Origin of the sequence: Streptosporangium sp. CA-135522 (genome assembly GCF_050949235.1) — a bacterium.
Taxonomy (GTDB): domain Bacteria; phylum Actinomycetota; class Actinomycetes; order Streptosporangiales; family Streptosporangiaceae; genus Streptosporangium.
In genome coordinates this window covers 6185371-6201784 of the sequence record NZ_CP192026.1, presented here as the reverse complement: position 1 = coordinate 6201784, position 16414 = coordinate 6185371, and the positions used below count along the sequence as shown (strand labels likewise).

The 16414-nt window shown below is 67.9% G+C and carries 17 protein-coding genes and 2 pseudogenes; 9 read left to right on the top strand and 10 right to left on the bottom strand.

Annotated features, from left to right (window positions below):
- Nucleotides 1–14 precede the first annotated feature (14 nt).
- Both ACQPYK_RS29705 and ACQPYK_RS29700 read left to right on the top strand, forming a co-directional pair.
- Complete coding sequence (locus ACQPYK_RS29705; RefSeq protein WP_433237849.1) at nucleotides 15–1415, top strand: MFS transporter; 1401 nt, start codon at nucleotides 15–17, stop codon at nucleotides 1413–1415.
- 12 nt (nucleotides 1416–1427) lie between these two features.
- On the top strand, nucleotides 1428–1865 hold the full coding sequence (locus ACQPYK_RS29700) for a MarR family winged helix-turn-helix transcriptional regulator (protein ID WP_433237846.1): 438 nt from the start codon (nucleotides 1428–1430) through the stop codon (nucleotides 1863–1865).
- A 421-nt stretch (nucleotides 1866–2286) separates the two neighbouring features.
- On the opposite strand, the gene ACQPYK_RS29695 is transcribed toward ACQPYK_RS29700, so the two are convergent.
- The 4 genes and pseudogenes from ACQPYK_RS29695 to ACQPYK_RS29680 form a co-directional block, all read right to left on the bottom strand.
- Nucleotides 2287–3501, bottom strand: a complete 1215-nt coding sequence (locus ACQPYK_RS29695) for an RNA polymerase sigma factor (RefSeq protein WP_433237843.1) — start codon at nucleotides 3499–3501, stop codon at nucleotides 2287–2289.
- Nucleotides 3501–3916, bottom strand: a pseudogene (locus ACQPYK_RS29690) (YciI family protein). The gene ACQPYK_RS29695 and the pseudogene ACQPYK_RS29690 overlap by 1 nt, the downstream one beginning before the upstream one ends.
- Before the next feature lie 290 nt (nucleotides 3917–4206).
- Entirely contained in the window at nucleotides 4207–4392 is a 186-nt protein-coding gene (locus ACQPYK_RS29685) for a hypothetical protein (RefSeq protein ID WP_433237840.1), read from the bottom strand.
- Nucleotides 4393–4444: 52 nt separating this feature from the next.
- Nucleotides 4445–5464: an aldo/keto reductase gene (locus tag ACQPYK_RS29680; protein ID WP_433237837.1), complete on the bottom strand. Its 1020-nt coding sequence runs from the start codon at nucleotides 5462–5464 to the stop codon at nucleotides 4445–4447.
- A gap of 154 nt (nucleotides 5465–5618) precedes the next feature.
- On the opposite strand from ACQPYK_RS29680, the gene ACQPYK_RS29675 reads away from it, so the two are divergent.
- Entirely contained in the window at nucleotides 5619–6209 is a 591-nt protein-coding gene (locus tag ACQPYK_RS29675; RefSeq protein WP_433237834.1) for a TetR/AcrR family transcriptional regulator, read from the top strand.
- A 1103-nt stretch (nucleotides 6210–7312) separates the two neighbouring features.
- On the opposite strand, the gene ACQPYK_RS29670 is transcribed toward ACQPYK_RS29675, so the two are convergent.
- Nucleotides 7313–8548 carry an IS701 family transposase gene (locus ACQPYK_RS29670; RefSeq protein ID WP_433237831.1) on the bottom strand — a complete coding sequence of 412 codons (1236 nt, stop codon included), beginning with the start codon at nucleotides 8546–8548 and terminating at the stop codon, nucleotides 7313–7315.
- Between the two features lie 210 nt (nucleotides 8549–8758).
- On the opposite strand from ACQPYK_RS29670, the gene ACQPYK_RS29665 reads away from it, so the two are divergent.
- On the top strand, nucleotides 8759–8929 hold the full coding sequence (locus tag ACQPYK_RS29665; protein WP_433237828.1) for a hypothetical protein: 171 nt from the start codon (nucleotides 8759–8761) through the stop codon (nucleotides 8927–8929).
- Nucleotides 8930–9000: 71 nt separating this feature from the next.
- On the opposite strand, the gene ACQPYK_RS29660 is transcribed toward ACQPYK_RS29665, so the two are convergent.
- Genes ACQPYK_RS29660 through ACQPYK_RS29645 form a run of 4 tightly spaced genes read right to left on the bottom strand, consistent with a single transcriptional unit; the run spans nucleotide 9001 to nucleotide 10828 of the window.
- Nucleotides 9001–9642 (bottom strand): DsbA family oxidoreductase, encoded by a 642-nt coding sequence (locus ACQPYK_RS29660; protein WP_433237825.1) that lies wholly within the window; start codon nucleotides 9640–9642, stop codon nucleotides 9001–9003.
- A gap of 12 nt (nucleotides 9643–9654) precedes the next feature.
- Nucleotides 9655–10128 carry a nucleoside deaminase gene (locus ACQPYK_RS29655; protein WP_433237822.1) on the bottom strand — a complete coding sequence of 158 codons (474 nt, stop codon included), beginning with the start codon at nucleotides 10126–10128 and terminating at the stop codon, nucleotides 9655–9657.
- Between the two features lie 7 nt (nucleotides 10129–10135).
- Nucleotides 10136–10456, bottom strand: a complete 321-nt coding sequence (locus tag ACQPYK_RS29650) for a DMT family transporter (protein ID WP_433237819.1) — start codon at nucleotides 10454–10456, stop codon at nucleotides 10136–10138.
- Between the two features lie 27 nt (nucleotides 10457–10483).
- Nucleotides 10484–10828, bottom strand: a complete 345-nt coding sequence (locus ACQPYK_RS29645; RefSeq protein ID WP_433237816.1) for a DMT family transporter — start codon at nucleotides 10826–10828, stop codon at nucleotides 10484–10486.
- Nucleotides 10829–10953: 125 nt separating this feature from the next.
- Between ACQPYK_RS29645 and ACQPYK_RS29640 the strand changes: the two genes are divergently transcribed.
- The 5 genes and pseudogenes from ACQPYK_RS29640 (at nucleotide 10954) to ACQPYK_RS29620 (ending at nucleotide 15483) form a co-directional block, all read left to right on the top strand.
- Nucleotides 10954–11403: a MarR family winged helix-turn-helix transcriptional regulator gene (locus ACQPYK_RS29640; RefSeq protein WP_433237813.1), complete on the top strand. Its 450-nt coding sequence runs from the start codon at nucleotides 10954–10956 to the stop codon at nucleotides 11401–11403.
- Between the two features lie 261 nt (nucleotides 11404–11664).
- The gene (locus ACQPYK_RS29635; RefSeq protein ID WP_433237810.1) at nucleotides 11665–12618 is read left to right on the top strand and encodes an aldo/keto reductase; all 954 of its coding nucleotides are present in this window, start codon (nucleotides 11665–11667) and stop codon (nucleotides 12616–12618) included.
- A 376-nt stretch (nucleotides 12619–12994) separates the two neighbouring features.
- A pseudogene (locus ACQPYK_RS29630) lies at nucleotides 12995–13333 on the top strand (DJ-1/PfpI family protein); the annotation flags it as partial.
- Between the two features lie 82 nt (nucleotides 13334–13415).
- Nucleotides 13416–13976, top strand: a complete 561-nt coding sequence (locus ACQPYK_RS29625; RefSeq protein WP_433237806.1) for a GlxA family transcriptional regulator — start codon at nucleotides 13416–13418, stop codon at nucleotides 13974–13976.
- A 73-nt stretch (nucleotides 13977–14049) separates the two neighbouring features.
- On the top strand, nucleotides 14050–15483 hold the full coding sequence (locus ACQPYK_RS29620) for a DJ-1/PfpI family protein (RefSeq protein WP_433237803.1): 1434 nt from the start codon (nucleotides 14050–14052) through the stop codon (nucleotides 15481–15483).
- A 326-nt stretch (nucleotides 15484–15809) separates the two neighbouring features.
- On the opposite strand, the gene ACQPYK_RS29615 is transcribed toward ACQPYK_RS29620, so the two are convergent.
- Entirely contained in the window at nucleotides 15810–16364 is a 555-nt protein-coding gene (locus tag ACQPYK_RS29615) for an ArsR/SmtB family transcription factor (RefSeq protein ID WP_433237800.1), read from the bottom strand.
- Between the last annotated feature and the right edge of the window lie 50 nt (nucleotides 16365–16414).

Here is a 16414-nt window from a genome sequence, read left to right as displayed (position 1 = left end):
TCAGAGGCATCCCCATGAACCCGCTCCTGGCACCCACGCCACCGCAAACCGCTGACCGCCGACGCTGGGCCGTCCTGGCCGTCGTCCTGTTCGCCGCGATCCTCGACCTGCTCGACGCCACCATCACCAACATCGCCGCCCCGACCATCGCCGCCGACCTGCGCGGCGGCGACGCCCTCATCCAATGGCTCGGCGCCGGCTACGCCCTGGCCATGGGCGTCCTGCTCGTGATCGGCGGACGACTCGGCGACAAATACGGGCGCCGCCGTCTGTTCCTGGTCGGCATCACCGGCTTCACCCTGGCCTCCGTTGCCTGCGGCCTGGCCGCAGGCCCCGCCTCCGTCATCGTCTTCCGGCTGCTCCAGGGAGCCTTCGGCGCCCTGGTGATCCCCCAGGGGTTCGGCATCCTCGGCGCGGTGTTCCCACGCGACGAGATCGGCAAGGCGTTCGGCGTCTTCGCCCCCGCCCTGGGCCTGTCGGCCATCGGCGGCCCCATCCTCGCCGGGCTCCTCATCGACGCCGACCTGTTCGGCCTCGGCTGGCGATCCATGTTCCTGATCAACATCGTGCTCGGCGGACTGGCGATCGGCCTGGCCGTATGGCTCCTGCCCCGCGACACCGGTGATCGGGCGGTCGCTCTCGACGGCCTCGGCTCCGGCCTGCTCGCCGCCACCATGCTCGGCCTGCTGTACGGCCTGATCGACGGCTCCAGCCACGGCTGGACGCTTACCCCGATTCTCTGCCTGGCCGCGGGCGCCGTCTTCTTCGCCGTGTTCTGCCTGCGTCAGCGTGCCGCGGCCAGTCCGCTGATCGAGCCCTCCCTGTTGACCAACCGCGGCTTCATCTCCGGCCTGATCCTCGGCCTGGTCTTCTACGCCGCGGTCTCCGGCCTGCTGTTCGTTCTGTCCCTGTTCCTGCAGGACGTCCTGCACCGCACACCGACGCAGGCCTCCCTCGGGCTGGCGCCGCTCGCGGCAGGCATCATCGTCGCCTCGATCGCCGCGCACAACCTCCTGGCCCGGCTGGGCCGTACCCTGATCCTCCTCGGCCTGCTCCTCACCCTGACCGGCACTCTGGCCCTGCTCGCCCTGGTGTACACCCAGGGAGCCGACCTGGCCACATGGGCGCTCATCGGACCGGTATTCGTCGCCGGCCTGGGCCTGGGCGCCTGCTTCGGCACCATCTACCAGGTCACCCTGGGTGACATCGACCCGGTCGAGTCCGGCAGCGCCAGCGGCTCACTGTCGGCCGTCCAGCAACTGGCCAACAGCCTCGGCGCCGCGGCCATCACCACCGTCTACTTCCACACCGCAGGCGGAACCGCCCCCAGCCTGGTCGTCGTCGCCGCTCTCGTCCTGGCCTGCTGTGGCCTGGTCCGGCTCATGCCCCGCAAAGCCCAGCCCCGACATCACTGAGAAGAGATCACCATGAAGCCCATCGGCTACTGGCTCAACCGCACTGACAAGGCCCTCACTCGCCACATGAACGGCATGCTGCACGAATTCGGCCTCACTCGGATCGCCTGGCAGGTCCTCAACGTCATCCAGGACACCCCTCAGATCACCGACACCGACGTGCTGGCCGTCCTGGCGGCCAACGCCGACCTCCCCACCCTGACCGCCGCCATCGACACCGTCCTCGCCGATGGCTGGGCGACTCGCCCCGCACCGGACCGGCTCACCCTCACCCCTGACGGCCGTCAGCGACTGACCACGGTCGCCGACCGTATCGACGTGTTCCGCCAGCTGTCGATGTCCGGCATCTCCATGGAGGAGTACCGGACGGCCGTCAGCGTCCTCGAGCGTATGACGCACAACCTCCAAGCCCTCCAGCCAGGACCCGATGTGTCATCCGTCCAAGCTTGAACGCCAAGAACGACACCGCAGGTCAAACGCGGCTATGAACGATGTGCGATGCGCACTTCTGCCGAGACGAGGGTGTACGGCGCTTAACTACCGCGCAATGCTTAAAGTCCCTGACACGATCTGCTGAATAGATGTTGATCAGCGCCACGATGTGAAAATCAGCCTCGCTCGGTGGAGCACGAGTGAGGCGTGGGTCGCCGACGACCCATGGGATCTGATCGAACCGTTGCTGCCACCCTGGCCTGACAAAGCACCTGGGCCGCGGTCGGTCCCGGACAAGGTCTACGCGCCGACCGTGGGCGAGTTTCTCCCCGGGTTCGCCGCGCTCCCGCCGTCCGCATTCGGGGATTCGGCCGTCGGGGCCGATGCGATCGACGGCATCCGGGCCGCGTTTGAGTCCCGGCTGGCCGAGCTGGAGAAGTCAGCTCAGCATGGCCGCCTTGCGCAGCAGCACTGAGCGTTCGCGCTGGTTGGCGCACAGCCGGGCCGCCAGCTCCAGCTCGGCGCGCGCTTCGGGTCGCCGTCCGAGTCGGGCCAGCAGCTCACCGCGTACGGTCGGGATCAGATGCGAACCGGGGAGCCGGTCCGAGGCGATCAGCTCGTCCACGATGGCCAGGGCTTGCGCCGGGCCCGAGGCCATGGCAACGGCGACGGCCCGGTTGAGCTCGACCACCGGCGAGGGTGCGACCCGGCCGAGTGCCTCGTAGAGCACCACGATCCGGTCCCAGTCGGTCGCCTCGACCGAGGACGCCGACGCGTGGGTGGCGGCGATCGCGGCCTGCAGGCCGTAGGGGCCGAGGCCGCGAGCCGATGCCTTGGCCAACGCGGCCAGCCCACGGCGGATCGCCGAGAAGTCCCACCGCCGCCGGTCCTGCTCGTCGAGCAGGACCGGCGAACCGTCCGGGCCGGTCCGGGCCGGGAAACGCGCGGCCGTCAGCTCGCACAACGCCAGCAGGCCGTGCACCTCCGGCTCGTCCGGCTGCAGCGCGGCCAGTGTACGGGCCAACCGGATCGCCTCATACGCGACGTCGGGGCGCAGCAGCCGGTCGCCCGACGTGGCCGTCGACCCCTCGGTGAAGATCACGTAGAGGACGCTGAGCACGCCGCCCAGCCGCTCCCGGCGCTCGGCGGCCGGCGGCAGCGCGAACGGCACCCCGGCCGCCGCGATCGTCTTCTTGCCCCGGGTGATGCGAGCCTGCACGGTCGGCACGGGTACGAGGAACGCGCGGGCGATCTCCTCGCTGGACAGGCCGCCGACCACGCGCAGGGTCAGCGCCACTCGGGCCTCGGGGGAGAGCACCGGGTGGCAGCTGACGAACATCAGCGCCAGCACGTCGTCATCGATCTTGTCGGGATCGATTTCTTCGTCAACCGCCAAGTCGGCCGCCAGCAGGGCGTATCGGTCCTGGAGGGCGGTCCGGCGGCGGATCGAGTCGATCGCCCGCCGCCGGGCCGTGGCCATCAGCCAGCCGGCCGGATTAGCCGGAGAGGCGAGCGGCCACGACACCAGCGCCTCGGCCACCGCCTCCTGGGCCGCGTCCTCGGCCAGCCCGAAATCGCCGGTGAACCGGGTCAGCGCGGCGACGATCCGCGCCGACTCGATCCGCCAGACGGCCTCGACATCGGCTGTACCCATCAGATCTGGCCGTTGCTCTCGCGCCCGGCCCAGTCCTTGATGATCACTCGTCGACCTGCGGGACCTCGTCGCTCCCGGGCACCCGCCGGACCTCGATCTTGGACCCGGGGGCCGCCGGGACCCGCTTGGCCCACTCGACCGCCTCCTGTTTCGAGGCGACGTCGAGGAGGAAGAAGCCCCCGAACAGTTCCTTGGTCTCGCCGTACGGCCCGTCCGTGACCACCGGGGCCTCGCCGCTGAAGTCGACCACGACGCCCTGGCCCGGATCGTCCAGCCCTTCCGCCGCGAGGAGAACGCCGGCCTTGACCATCTCCTCGATGAACTGGTGAGTCGTGGCCATCATCTCGTCGATGTCGGCCATCATGGCCGCGTTCGACTCGTCGGTGCCCCGCATGATCAGCAGGTACTTCGGCATCGCGTTCTCCTCGTCCGGCGGGGCCGCCTCTCGGCCCTCGCACCCACACGTCGAACGAGCGGCCCGCGGATCGACACGGCCCCGGAGAAATCTCTCGCCGCGACGCGGCCGATCCCTCCGACCCGCGTTTCGCCCGTCGGAGCGGTCCATGAGCGATGGCTGACGCGGACGCCCTGCTGATCAGAAAGCTTATCGTCGCATCTTTGGAAGGCGGCGACGCTCACACAGCTCTGGGGAAAAGCATTCGGGACGCGCTCAGTGACTTCTTTCCGGTTGCTTGCTCCACACCTTCAGAATTTGTGAACTCTCCTGCCGGTGCGGATCACCAGCCGGGAAGCGATCTTCCGCACCTGCGTTGTCGTTGTTTCCACGGCCATGGCTACTGGGAGGCCGGACAGGACGACCGGCTTTCCGGATACCACCGTGGTGGGTGCACCCGCGATCTTCTGCGCGTTCGCGGTGTTCGAGTCGGACATGGAAGTGCTTCCGTTCAGTTTCTTTGCGTGGTTGGCGCGGTGGACCCGGCGGTCAGCGGCGCCGCAGTGCCGGGTCGAGCAGCGCGGGCGGGGTGTCGTTCTTCTCATGCGCGGCCAGGTCGGTGCCGGGGGCGACGATCGCGTCGATCGCGTCGAGCACGTCGGCGGAGAGCATGGTTTCAGCGGCGGCGAGTTGCGAGTGCAGGTGGTCCAGTGTGCGGGGACCGATGAGCGCGCTGGTCACGGCCGGATGCGCGGTCACGAATCCGAGCGCGAGCTGGATCATGGTCAGGCCGGCCTCGTCGGCGACCTTGGCCAGCTGCTCGACGGCATCGAGCTTGGCCCGGTTGGAGGGGATGGCAGTGTCGAAGCGTTGCAGCATGAACGTGGAGCGGCTGGTGGTGATGTCCCGGCCCTCGCGGATCGCCCCCGACAGCCAGCCCGAAGCCAACGGGCTCCACACCAGCACACCGAGCCCGTACTGCTCGGTCACCGGCAGCACGTGGGTTTCGATCCCGCGCTGCAGGATCGAGTAGCTGGGCTGTTCGGTGACGTAACGGCTCAGGTGATACTCGCGAGCGGCCCACTGGGCCTGCACGATGCGGTATGCGGGGAACGTCGAGGAGCCGAAGTAACGGATCTTTCCCGCGCGCTGCAGGTCGGTCAACGCCGACAGGGTCTCCTCGTCGCTGGTATTCGGGTCCCACCGGTGGATCTGGTAGAGATCAACGTGGTCGACACCGAGGCGGCGCAGGCTGTTGTCCAGCTCGGTGACCAGCCAGCGGCGCGAACTGCCCTGATGGTTGCGCCCGGCGCCCATCGGCAGGCTCGCCTTCGTGGCCAGCACGATGTCCTCGCGTCGGCCGGAGATGGCCTTGCCGACCATCTCTTCCGACTCGCCGCCGCTGTACGCGTCAGCGGTGTCGATGACGTTGATCCCGCCCTCGAGAGCGGCATCGACGATGGCGGTGACCTCGTCCTGGGTGGTGCGCCCGATCTTGCCGAAGTTCATCGCGCCGAGCGCGAGGGAGCTGACCTGCACACCCGTGCGGCCCAAGGTGCGGTACTGCATGATCGTGTTCCTCCATTGCGGATGAAGCGTGGTGGCAACGCATGGCTTGGTTGTCGGCCCCTGCTCATGACATCATGAGTAAGTGGAACCATGTCCCGTTTAACGATACGGAACGTTGTCCCGTTTAGCCAACTCGGCAACGGAGGGAAGTGCGGTGAACGACAGCGACCGGCGCACAGGGCATGCAGCCCGGCCCAAACGCGCGGACGCCCGGCGAAACCAGCAGACCCTGCTGGACGCGGCCGCCGCGATCTTCGTCACGTCAGGCGTGGAAGCGCCGGTACGCGACATCGCGGCCAAGGCCGGCGTCGGGACGGCCACGATCTACCGCCACTTCCCCACCCGGGCGGACCTCATCATCGCCGTCTTCCGCCACCAGGTCGACGCCTGCGCCGAGGCCGGCCCGGCCCTGCTGACGTCCAGCCCGACGCCCCACGCCGCCCTCGGACGGTGGGTCGATCTCTTCGTCGACTTCCTGGTCACCAAGCACGGCCTCGCCGCCGCACTGCAGGCCGACAACACCGGCTTCGAGACGCTGCACGCCTACTTCCTCGACCGCCTCCTGCCGGTGTGCACCCAGCTCCTCGACGCTGCCGCCGCCTCCGGCGAGATCCGCCCCGACCTCGACGCCTACCAACTCATGCGCGGCGTCGGAAACCTCTGCATCGGCGCCGACGGCGACCGTCGCTACGACGCACGCCGGCTGGTCGAGCTCCTCGTCGCAGGACTACGTCGACCGAGCTGACCGTGGCACCCGCGAATGACAGGACCATCGCAGAAATGACCGTTTCTGCGACTCACGCCGTCACCATCGTTACAGACGGCTACTTTGCCCCTGGTGACGCCGATCCGAGTGGGGGTCAACCAGCGGGTCATCGCAACCTCATGCACGATGCCCGAGGAGCGCACCCGCAGGTTCGAGCCGCCCGCGTAGGCCGAGCGCGCCGCAGCGGCGATCGTCGCCAGCGCCTCTGTGACATCCCTACGCGCGCACGCGTAGGAGGCCGCTCGAAACGCTCGAAATCTCCCCGGGGGACCCGCAGTGGGACCTACAGCTGGCATCGACAGGGCGCGGTGACCAGGGTGCACGCCGCCTCGTCCAGGTGCGCCACCGTCCCCGAATCCAGGCGGTAGCGGCAGCCCAGTGCGGCGGGCACGGGGGCGGACCTGCAATGGAACCGGCTTGGCGTGCGTTCCGGTTCCATTGCAGGTCCACCCCCGCATCGAGGAGTTGCGGTGGGACCGATAAGTCGATGCTTCTATGCAGGCATACCTTCCTGACCTGCAACGACGTTGCGGTCGGCGGCTGATGACACGTTTCTTAACGGCACCCCTATGGTGGCCGGCGCTTACCGATGGCTCGCCATGATGACCAAGAGTGCAATGATGCCTATAATTGAGATTATGACCCCAAATGGGCCCATATCCTCCCATGCGGTCGGCGTACGGCCCTTATCGGACCTTTCGGTCGTCCCCCGGACCATCTGCCGGTGCTCGTAATCCCGTTGGTTCTTGCGCATCCTGTCGATGTCATCGAAGGGCACTGGACTGTCCCCCCTTCTGCTCGATGCCACTGGATGTAGCAACCATGACACAGTAAGTCGTCACTTGGGGGTAATACCGTTATTCCATGCCTCTATGCGGGAATACCTTCCTGACCTGCAACGACGTTGCGGTCGGCGGCTGATGACACGTTTCTTAACGGCACCCTAGTAGTACTTCGTTAGGTTGGTTCGGGTGGATGGTGTTCTGGCCGTGCTGCGGCAGGTATGTCACGGTGGCAGGTGGGACACGCGCCGGTCCATGCGCGGATGAGGTCCTGGCGCGCGGCCAGGACTTGGTAGAAGGTCAGGCCGGCGCCAGGGCTTTTGGGTCCAGACGCCGGAGGGTGAGGAAGACATGAGCGGCGGTGACCAGGGTGGCGTGGTGGTACCAACCCCGCCAGGTACGCCCCTCGAAGTGGTCCAGCCCCAGACCGTGCTTCATCTCCCGGTAGTCGTGCTCGATCCGCCAGCGCATCTTGGCCAGGCCGACCAGGCGCCGCAGCGGCACCTGCTCACCCAGGCCGGTCAGCCAATACTCGGTGGGCGCCCAGGCGCCCACCGGCCATTCACTGAGCAGGGTCACCGCAGGCAGTACCCCGTCCCAGAGCGCCGCTCCTTCAGCCTGGGCCCTGGCCTGGGTGCGGGCCGCGACACCGGCCGGACGCACGCTTTGGACTCGAAATCGGGAGCGCATCGGCCCTTCGGAACCCTTCCGCCAGGTCGCCTGCCGATAGGCCTTGCGACCCGTTTCCGCGGCCAGGTCCTTCAGCGACGACGCCGGGGCGCGGTAGCGGACGGCAGGCTTGCGCCCGGTGCCGCTCCAAGCGGGTCTGGCGGGCACCGCATCGTGCGGGTGCGCCGATTCGTCGGAGCGGACCGCGACGACGAAGTCCAGCCCCCGCTCGGCCAGGCCGTGGCGGAACGCGGTGTTCTGGCCGTATCCGGCGTCGGCGACAATCACCTGCGGGACAAGGCCCCAGTCGATCGCCTCGTCGATCAGGTCCAGGGCCAGCCGCCACTTCTCCCGGTGCTCCACCCTCTCGGGCACCCCCGCTTTGGCCCGGCGCCCGGCATCGCCGGCCCACTCCCGCGGCAGAAACAGCCGCCAGGAGATCGGCACGGACGCGGTGTCGGATGCGGCGTGCAGGCTGACCGCGACCTGGCAGTTGGCCTGTTTGCCCAGCGCCCCGCACCATTGGCGGGCCACTGCCACCGACATCTTCCCGTCCTTGGGAAACGACACGTCGTCGATCACCCACACCTGTGGACCGACGATCGGGACCGTCTTGCGGGCCACCGCGCGCAACACCGCGGCGTGCTCCCACGGCGACTGGTTGACGAACTGCTGCAAGGCCTGCATGTCGCCGTCCGGTAGCCGCTCGGCCATCGGCTGGATCGACTTGCGTCGGCCATCCAGCATCAGCCCCCGCAGATAGCAGTCGCCCTTGGCTCGCTGATCCCTGCGCGGCACCGACGCGAACACCTCGGCCACGAACGCGGCCAGTTCACCCCGGAGTCGCTCGATCTCTTCCACGTTCACGCGGGCAGCGTGCCGAACCCACCACCGAAGATCAAATCAACCTAACGAAGTACTACTAGTAACGGCGAAATTTTCAACGGATATGCAGGTCAGATCCCCGGTAAGGGCCTTTGCGCACAGCCTGGAAGAGGGGCTGCTGACCTGCATATCCGTTGTTTCCTGCGCCGTTACTACCGGGACCTCTGGACCACCGACCATCCGGGGCCGGCGGTGGCCGCGGGCCGCTACGTCAACGACGAGGCGCCGGCCCACATCAGTCCGGCCCGCAGCGAGACCGCCAGCTTCTTCGGCACCATCACCGTGGAGATCGACACCGAACTGGCCAAGCTGACGCCACCGGCTACCGGCCACTGCGCTCGCTGGAAGCGTCAGGGGCGATGACCGCCCGCTGAAAACCATTCAGTTGAGCCTCCGCTCTTCCGGGCGCCGGGAGTTGACTGTGCTACGGCCGTTCAGCATCCCTCGATCGAGCAGGCCAGGCCGGGCGCGAGGCGGACGCTCTGCTTGGCTGCGGCCCTGTTGATGGCCTCGTCCAGTGCGGCCTGGCTGGGCATGCCCTCGATCCTGATGTCCTCGATGAGGATCGTGGGGACGGCGGTGATGCGGTGCGCGGCAGCCTCGGCCAGCGCCGCTCGGTGGGCCTGGGCGTACCGGCCGCTTTCCAATGCGGCGCGGTAAGCGGTGGCGGGCAGCCCCAGCTCGGCGACCAGCTTCTCCAGCACGTCGAGGTCGCCGATGTCGAGCCCGTCCTCGAAGAAGGCCTGCAGCATGCGGTCGTTGTAGGCGTCGGCCAGGTGGTGCTCTTTGGCGAACCGGTAACCCTCGAAGGCCAGGCGCGTGTACGGCTGCGGCGAGACGTCCGGCAGCCGGATGCCGACGCCCAGGCTCCTGGCCATCGGATAGACCACCCGCGACCAGATGCCGCGCAGGTAGTCGCCCTCCGGGCGCAGCGTCGGGGTGGGCTCGGGCCGCAGTTCGAACGGCATCCACTCGACGGCGACGTCGCGGCCGGCGGTGGCCTCGGCGAGCGGCTGCTTGGCCAGCAGGCAGAAGGGGCAGACGTAGTCGGACCAGACCTTGATGCGTACGGTCATGAGGGACTTCTTTCAGCGAGCGAGCCAGACGCGGAACGGCTCCTGCGCGCCGTCGACGGGCAGGTGCAGCGGGGACAGCCGCCACTGCTCCACGGGGACGGCGAACAGGTCGTAGGAGGAGGCGTAGTCGAATCCGGCGGCCGCGGCGGCGTGCCGGTCGGCGGCGAAGACGACCTGTCCGACGCCGGACCACAGTGCGGTCATGTAGCAGAGCGGGCAGGGCTCGCCGGAGGCGATCAGGATGGTTCCGGCGAGGGCGTGGGGTCCGTGCCTGCGAGCGGCGTCGCGCAGGGCGACGATTTCTGCGTGGGCGGTGGGGTCGCGGTGCGCCCTGACCCGGTTGACTCCGGATCCGAGCACGGTTCCTGCGCCGTCGACGACGAGCCCGGAGAACGGGATGCCGCCTGACTCGACTTCGGTGGTGGCCAGGGCGACGGCTTGGGTGAGGCGCTCGGTCAGCCAGGCAGGTGCGTTCGAGTTCGGCATCGCGGGGTCAGATCCCTGCGGCGATCTTGAGGAGCACCACGCCGCTGATGATCGCGGCGAACGAGGCGAGCTTGGCGGAGGTGATCTTCTCCTTGTAGATGAGGGCGCCGAGAATGACGGTGCCGATCGAACCGATGCCGGTCCAGATGGTGTAGCCGACGCCGACGTCCAGGGTCCTGAGCGCCAGGCTGAGTGTGAAGACGCCGCCGGCGGCGGACAGCAGGGTGAAGACGGATGGCCAGAGCCGGGTGAAGCCCTGGGTGGCGTTCGTGCCGAGCGCGAAGCCGATCTCAAAGATGATCGCGATGGAAAGATAGATCCAAGCCATGATGATGTTCCTTCAGGTATAGGGGGATCAGGCGGCGGACGGCTTGGCCGCGGACAGGCGGTCGGCGAGCTTGAGTCCCAGCACGCCGCCGATGATCAGGACGAAGGCCAGGGCCTTCCCCCGGGTGAATTCCTCGCCGAAGATCACAGAGCCGAGCACGACGGTGCCGATCGAACCGATACCGGTCCAGACCGTGTAGCCGACGCCGACGTCCAGGGTCTTCAGTGCCAGGCTCAGGAAGAAGATCCCGCTGGCCGCCGCTGCGGCGGTGAGCAGGGACGGCCACAGTTGTGTGAAGCCCTCGGTGGCGTTGGTGGCCAGGGCGAAGACGACTTCGAAGACGGCCGCGATGAGCAGGTAGATCCAGGCCATCGTAGACTCCTATTTGTATGTACGTGCAAGTTTTTGCCAACGAGAAGAAGGTTGCATGTACATGTATGCTTCTGTCAAGCCGGTCTCAGGAAAGATCGGCAAGGCCCTAAGAACGAAGAGGTCCCATGGCCCCCGCAGCCCCCGCGCCGCCCGTCTCGGACATTGCCGCAACCTGGCAGCACATCCTCCTTCTACACGCCGGCGTGGAGAGCGAACTCGCCACCGCGCTGCAGCGAAGACACGGCCTCGGCCTGTCAGAGTTCCGTGCGCTCGGCCACCTCGCCGCCTCTCCCACCAGCGAGCTGCGCATGCAGGAGCTGGCCGACAGGATCGGGCTCAACCAGAGTTCGGTGACCCGCCTAGTGGCGCGACTGAACGTGGCGGAGTTCACCTACCGGGATCCGTGCCCGGACGACAAGCGGGGGGTCTACACGGTCATTACCGAGAGGGGCCGGGCCAGATACGCCGAGGCGAGCCGTACCTACGACAAGACGCTGAACGCCGCCTTGGCGGAGGCAGGGCGGGCGGACCCGCAACTCGCCGCCACCCTTACGGTGTTGGGCGCCGCGCACTGAGATCCTATTGAGTGAGGGCGCCGACACACCTGGACTTACCAAAGGGATGATCTCTGGACCAGAGCCGGGACCCCACGCTGGCCGCGGTCAACCAGCAGGTCAGCCGGGACCACCGGTTTGACTTGGTGTGCACTCCAGGATGCAGGCTGTCTTCATGGACCACCTGATTCTTTCCGACACCACCGCGGCACGCGGTGCGATGCCGGGGGCGTGTCGCACTGGCCTGGGTCGCGGCCCACACCCACAGGAAAGAGAGCGAGTGTGCTGAGTGAAGTCGCCACGCGGGCCAGGGTGGTGTACGGATGCATGGGGTTGGGCGGTTCCTGGGACGAGACGCCCTACGGGGCGTTCGACATCGCCGCGGCGGAGGCGGCGATCATCGCGGCGCTCGACAGCGGCATCACCGCGTTCGACCACGCTGACATCTACCGGCTCGGCAAGTCCGAAGCGGTCTTCGGGGAGGTGCTGGCCCGCGCGCCGGACCTGCGTAAGAAGATCATCGTGCAGACCAAGTGTGGTATCCGCCTGGCGCGGGCCGACCGGCCCGGCCTGTACGACCTGCGCGGCTCGCGCATCGTCCAGCGCGTCCACGAAAGCCTAACCCGGCTGCGCACCGATGTGATCGATGTGCTGCTCCTGCACCGGCCCGATCCGCTGGCCGATCCCGAAGACATGGCCGAGGCCCTGACGTCGCTGCACCGCCAGGGCCTCGTGCGGCGCTTCGGCGTGTCCAACATGGGTGCCGCCCAGATCGCCGACCTCCAGGCTCACCTGGACCTGCCCCTGGAGTTCAACCAACTCGAGATGAGCCTGCACCGGCGCGACTGGGTCGAGGCGGGCGTCCTGGTCAACACCCCGCAGGCCGCGGCCTGCGGTTTCCCGCTCGGGACACTCGAATACTGCCGGGCCAATGACATCACCCTGCAGGCCTGGGGCGCGCTGGCTCAGGGCCGCTTCACCGGCCGTCAGCAAACCCCTGCCGAGCACTCCACCGCCGAGCTCATCGTGCGTCTGGCCGAAGCCAAGAACACGACACCCGCCACGATCGTGCTGTGGTGGCTGCAACGCCATCCGGCCGGGATCGCGCCGATCATCGGCACTACCCGCCCCGAGCTGATCCGCGCCTGCGCCGACGCCGTCCAGCGTGAACCCGACCTCACCCACACCGAGTGGTACGAGCTGTGGATCAACGCCCGCGACGCTCCCCTTCCCTGACCCGGTCCCGCACGGCAAGCGTCACCCCTACTACGCCCCGGCGCCTGGAGCTCAGGCGCCGGACTGGCGATCTGGGTCCGATGGGAGTCGACGCAGAAGCTCATCAAGGAGGTGTTCTGCGGCGGGCAGGCCGCGAGCTGACGGGGCCGAGCACCGCGGGCCCGTACGCCGGCGTCAGCCAGAGTGCGAACCGGGCCAGCACCGGGATGGCAGCGGCCTCGGACACATACGCCGGGGCGATCTCCAGGCACAGCCGGCCGATCCCGGCGCCGGTGGCGGGATCCGGCCGCGTGAGATGTCGACGTTGCCAGATACGTCCGGTTCAAGGCCCTCGGTGTCCTCGTGAGCGGGGAGTGCGCATGCTTACTGTGTCAGGGTGAGCGAAGCGACGAGCCGTGGGACTGGGCGGGTGGTGGTATTGGTGCTGCCCGAGGTGAATCTACTGGACCTCGGTGGCCCGGTTCAGGTCTTCGACGCGGCGACCCACTTGGGTGCCGGTTACCGTCTGGAGTACGCCGCGGACAGCGCTGAAGTGCGTTCGGCGCAGGGTCTGAGGCTGTCCGGGCTGGCCGACCTGGCGGCGGTGGAGGCGGGGCAAGGTGATCTGGTTCTCGTGCCTGGGCCGCGTCTGACCAGTTCTGACCGACTGGCGTCCGATGCGGCAGCGCGGTGGGTGCGGCACGCGTACGACGAGGGGACGCGCGTGGCGTCGGTGTGTAGCGGCGCTGCCGTACTGGGGGAAGCCGGGCTGCTGGACGGCCGGGCGTGCACGACTCCACTGGTCGCTTACCGGGGCGATGCGCACACGGTATCCGGCGGCCCGGGTGCGGGATGCGGCGCTGTATGTCCACGACGGGCGAGTCAGTACCAGCGCGGGCGTCTCGTCGGGCATCGACCTCGCACTGTCCCTCGTCGAACGCGAGCACGGACCGAAACTGGCCGCAGCCGTCGCCCGTGAGCTGGTGCTCTATCTGCGCCGAGACGGCGACACCGCGCAGATCAGCCCGTTTCTGCGCTACCGCGACCATCTGCAGCCCGCCGTTCACCGGGTGCAGGACCATCTCGCCCAACACTTGGACGCCCCGCACACACTGGCCGAACTCGCCACCGTGGCTCACCTGTCTCCACGCGGTCTGACCAGGGCCTTCACCACGGCCACCGGGATAACCCCTCTTGCCTACCAGCGGCAACTGCGATTGGAGATGGCGCACACCCTGCTGGCCGAGACCAACCTTACGGTGGAGGCGGTCGCCGCCCGCTGTGGCTTGCGGGACGCTCGGCAGCTGCGTCGGTTGTTCACCGACGCGTTCGGCGCCCCGCCATCCCGAATCCGCACACGGCTGCGACCCGTCGGCTAAGGCGTCCCCGCAAGCCGCCCTTCCTCATTCTCGGCTCTCTATCTGTTCTCGTTTCTCCCCGCTTGGGGCCGTGATGCGCAGCGCTGTTGCAGCGCGCCCGGACATGGAGGATGTCTTGTTTAAGCCGAATAGGCGCGGTCGGCTCGCGCGCCGTGCCGGATGGGTACTGCTGGGTACGGTGCTGTCGTTAACGTCGTTCGCCGGAATCGCCGTCGCCGGGGTGAGCGCGTCGATGGCTGACAGCTTCGCCCCCGCATGGCACGGATTCGAGAAAGGCCACTGGCCGGCTCCACGGACGGTGCCCGCAAGTCGGGTCACCGTCGCCGTGGTGGTCAGCAATTCAGGTTCCGTGGCCACCGACGTCCTGGCGCCATATGAGGTGTTCGCCGAGGCGGAAAAATTCTTCGTATATTCCGTGGCCGCCGAGCGCCGTGTCTCTGCTCTGTCCGGTGGGGCCCACCTGCTGCCTGATTACACCCTGGCCGATGTGGAAAGCGGTGCGCTGCCCGAGCCTGACGTCGTGGTCGTGCCCGCGGTGACAGACCCGACCGACGGCGGGGAGGCGAAGCTGCGGGACTGGATCGTAAAGCGGTATCGCAGAGGCGCACGCGTGCTGGGCGTGTGCGCGGGCTCGGAACTGCTGGCAGCGTCCGGACTCTTGGACGGCCGCAATGCGACATCCTTCTGGTCCAACATCGGCGCCTTACAGAGCGACTACCCCCAAGTGCACTGGAAACGCGGCGAACGGTACGTCGTGGACGGCCGCATCACCACCACCGCCGGCATCACCTCCGGTACAGTCGGGGCGCTGCGGGTGGTGGAGGAACTGGCAGGCAAGGACGAGGCCGCTCGGATCGGCAGAGGGCTGTCCTATCCGGGCTGGACGGCGGACGGCCCGACGGCGATCCCGGCCAACAGCCTCGAACTCGGCGACTTGCCGTACGCGCTGAACGCCGCTTTCCCCTGGCTGCGGCCCACCGTGGGCATCGGCCTCGTCGACGGCATCGGCGAGATCGACGCCGCGGCGGCCTTCGAGGCTTACGGCGGGGTGTCCTTCACCGCCCGGACGGTGGTGCTCGGTGCCCGGGACACCGTCACTACCCGTCACGGTCTTGTCCTGGTCACCAGACCCGCGGGTACCAGTTCCCATGGAGTGGACCGCTTTGTTGTCCCCGGCCTCACTGACCCCTCCGCCATCGATGCGCCACTGAGTGCTTGGGCACACCGGCATGAGCTCACAGCGCAGCTTCCCGGCGGCGGACGGCACACGGGCGAGTTCGGCTTCGACCCCGTCCTGCGTGACCTCGCCGAGCACAGCGACCGCCGTACAGCCCTGGTCACCGCGAAGTTCTCCGAGTACCCCTCCTCTCATCTCGCCCTCACCGGCCCGGCCTGGCCTTGGCGCGCCACATTGCCGGCCGCGGCGGCGGCCGTGGGGAGTATCGGCATCGGGCTCGCGCCGGCTCTGATCCGACGGGCGCTACGGCGCCGCGCGGGGTCGGCTTGAGCCCAGACCGGCCAGCCCGGTTCATCATGGGCGCCGCCGATTCCTGACCAGCAGCTATCGAAGGCCCGACCGTCCTCGGGTTGCGTCCACGGAGATGGTGTACGAGTTTCCGCTGGTAATAGGAGGGGCGTCGTGAAGGGGTCTCGGTAGGATCGGCGAAATTTTCAACGGATATGCATGTCAGCGCTTTCTTGAGGACCTTCGGGCACAGCTTGGAAGGCGGGCCGCTGACCTGTATGTCCGTTGTTTCCTGCGTCGTTACTACCGGGCCCCCGTGCCCTGGCGTGTCGGCATCTCCCGCGACCAAGACGTCGGGGCGGAGGGGATCAGGAGCCGCGGGGGTCGGGGAAACCGATCCAGCGCAGCAGGATCATCCGAGCGTCGGCGGGTGCGTTGTCGCGGTCGATGCTGAAGCGGTGCACCAGTTTGAGGTACTCCTCGTGGAATTCCTTGAGCTGCGCCTCGGTCATGAAAGTGCTGGCGCGGGACCCTTGCTGCCAGTCGCCGGCCTCGTCCCGGTTGTGGGCGAAGGCTGACAGCAGCCGTAGGTCCTCGGCGAGCTTGGAGTCGCCCAGTCGCTCGGCGAGGTCTTGCTCGGCGTCGGTCAGTTCTTCGCGGGCAGGCATCCGCCGGTCGGCTTTGACGACGTCCCACCAACGTTCCCGCCCTTTGGCGCGGTCGCGCAGCTCGGTCACGAAACCGGTATCGGACAGCATCCGCAGGTGGTAGCTGGTGGTCCCGGTGTTCTGACCCATGGCTTTGGCCAGCGTGGTGGAGGTGGCCGGCCCGTGATTGGCGAGGTGCCTGAGGATCTCTCGCCGCAGTGGGTTGGCGAGTGCCTTCATCGCCGCCGGGGTGTGCATGACCGGTTCGGTGGACATCTGACCAGCTTAGCCATACCGAGACAATTATGCAGAAGAATTCATGCAGA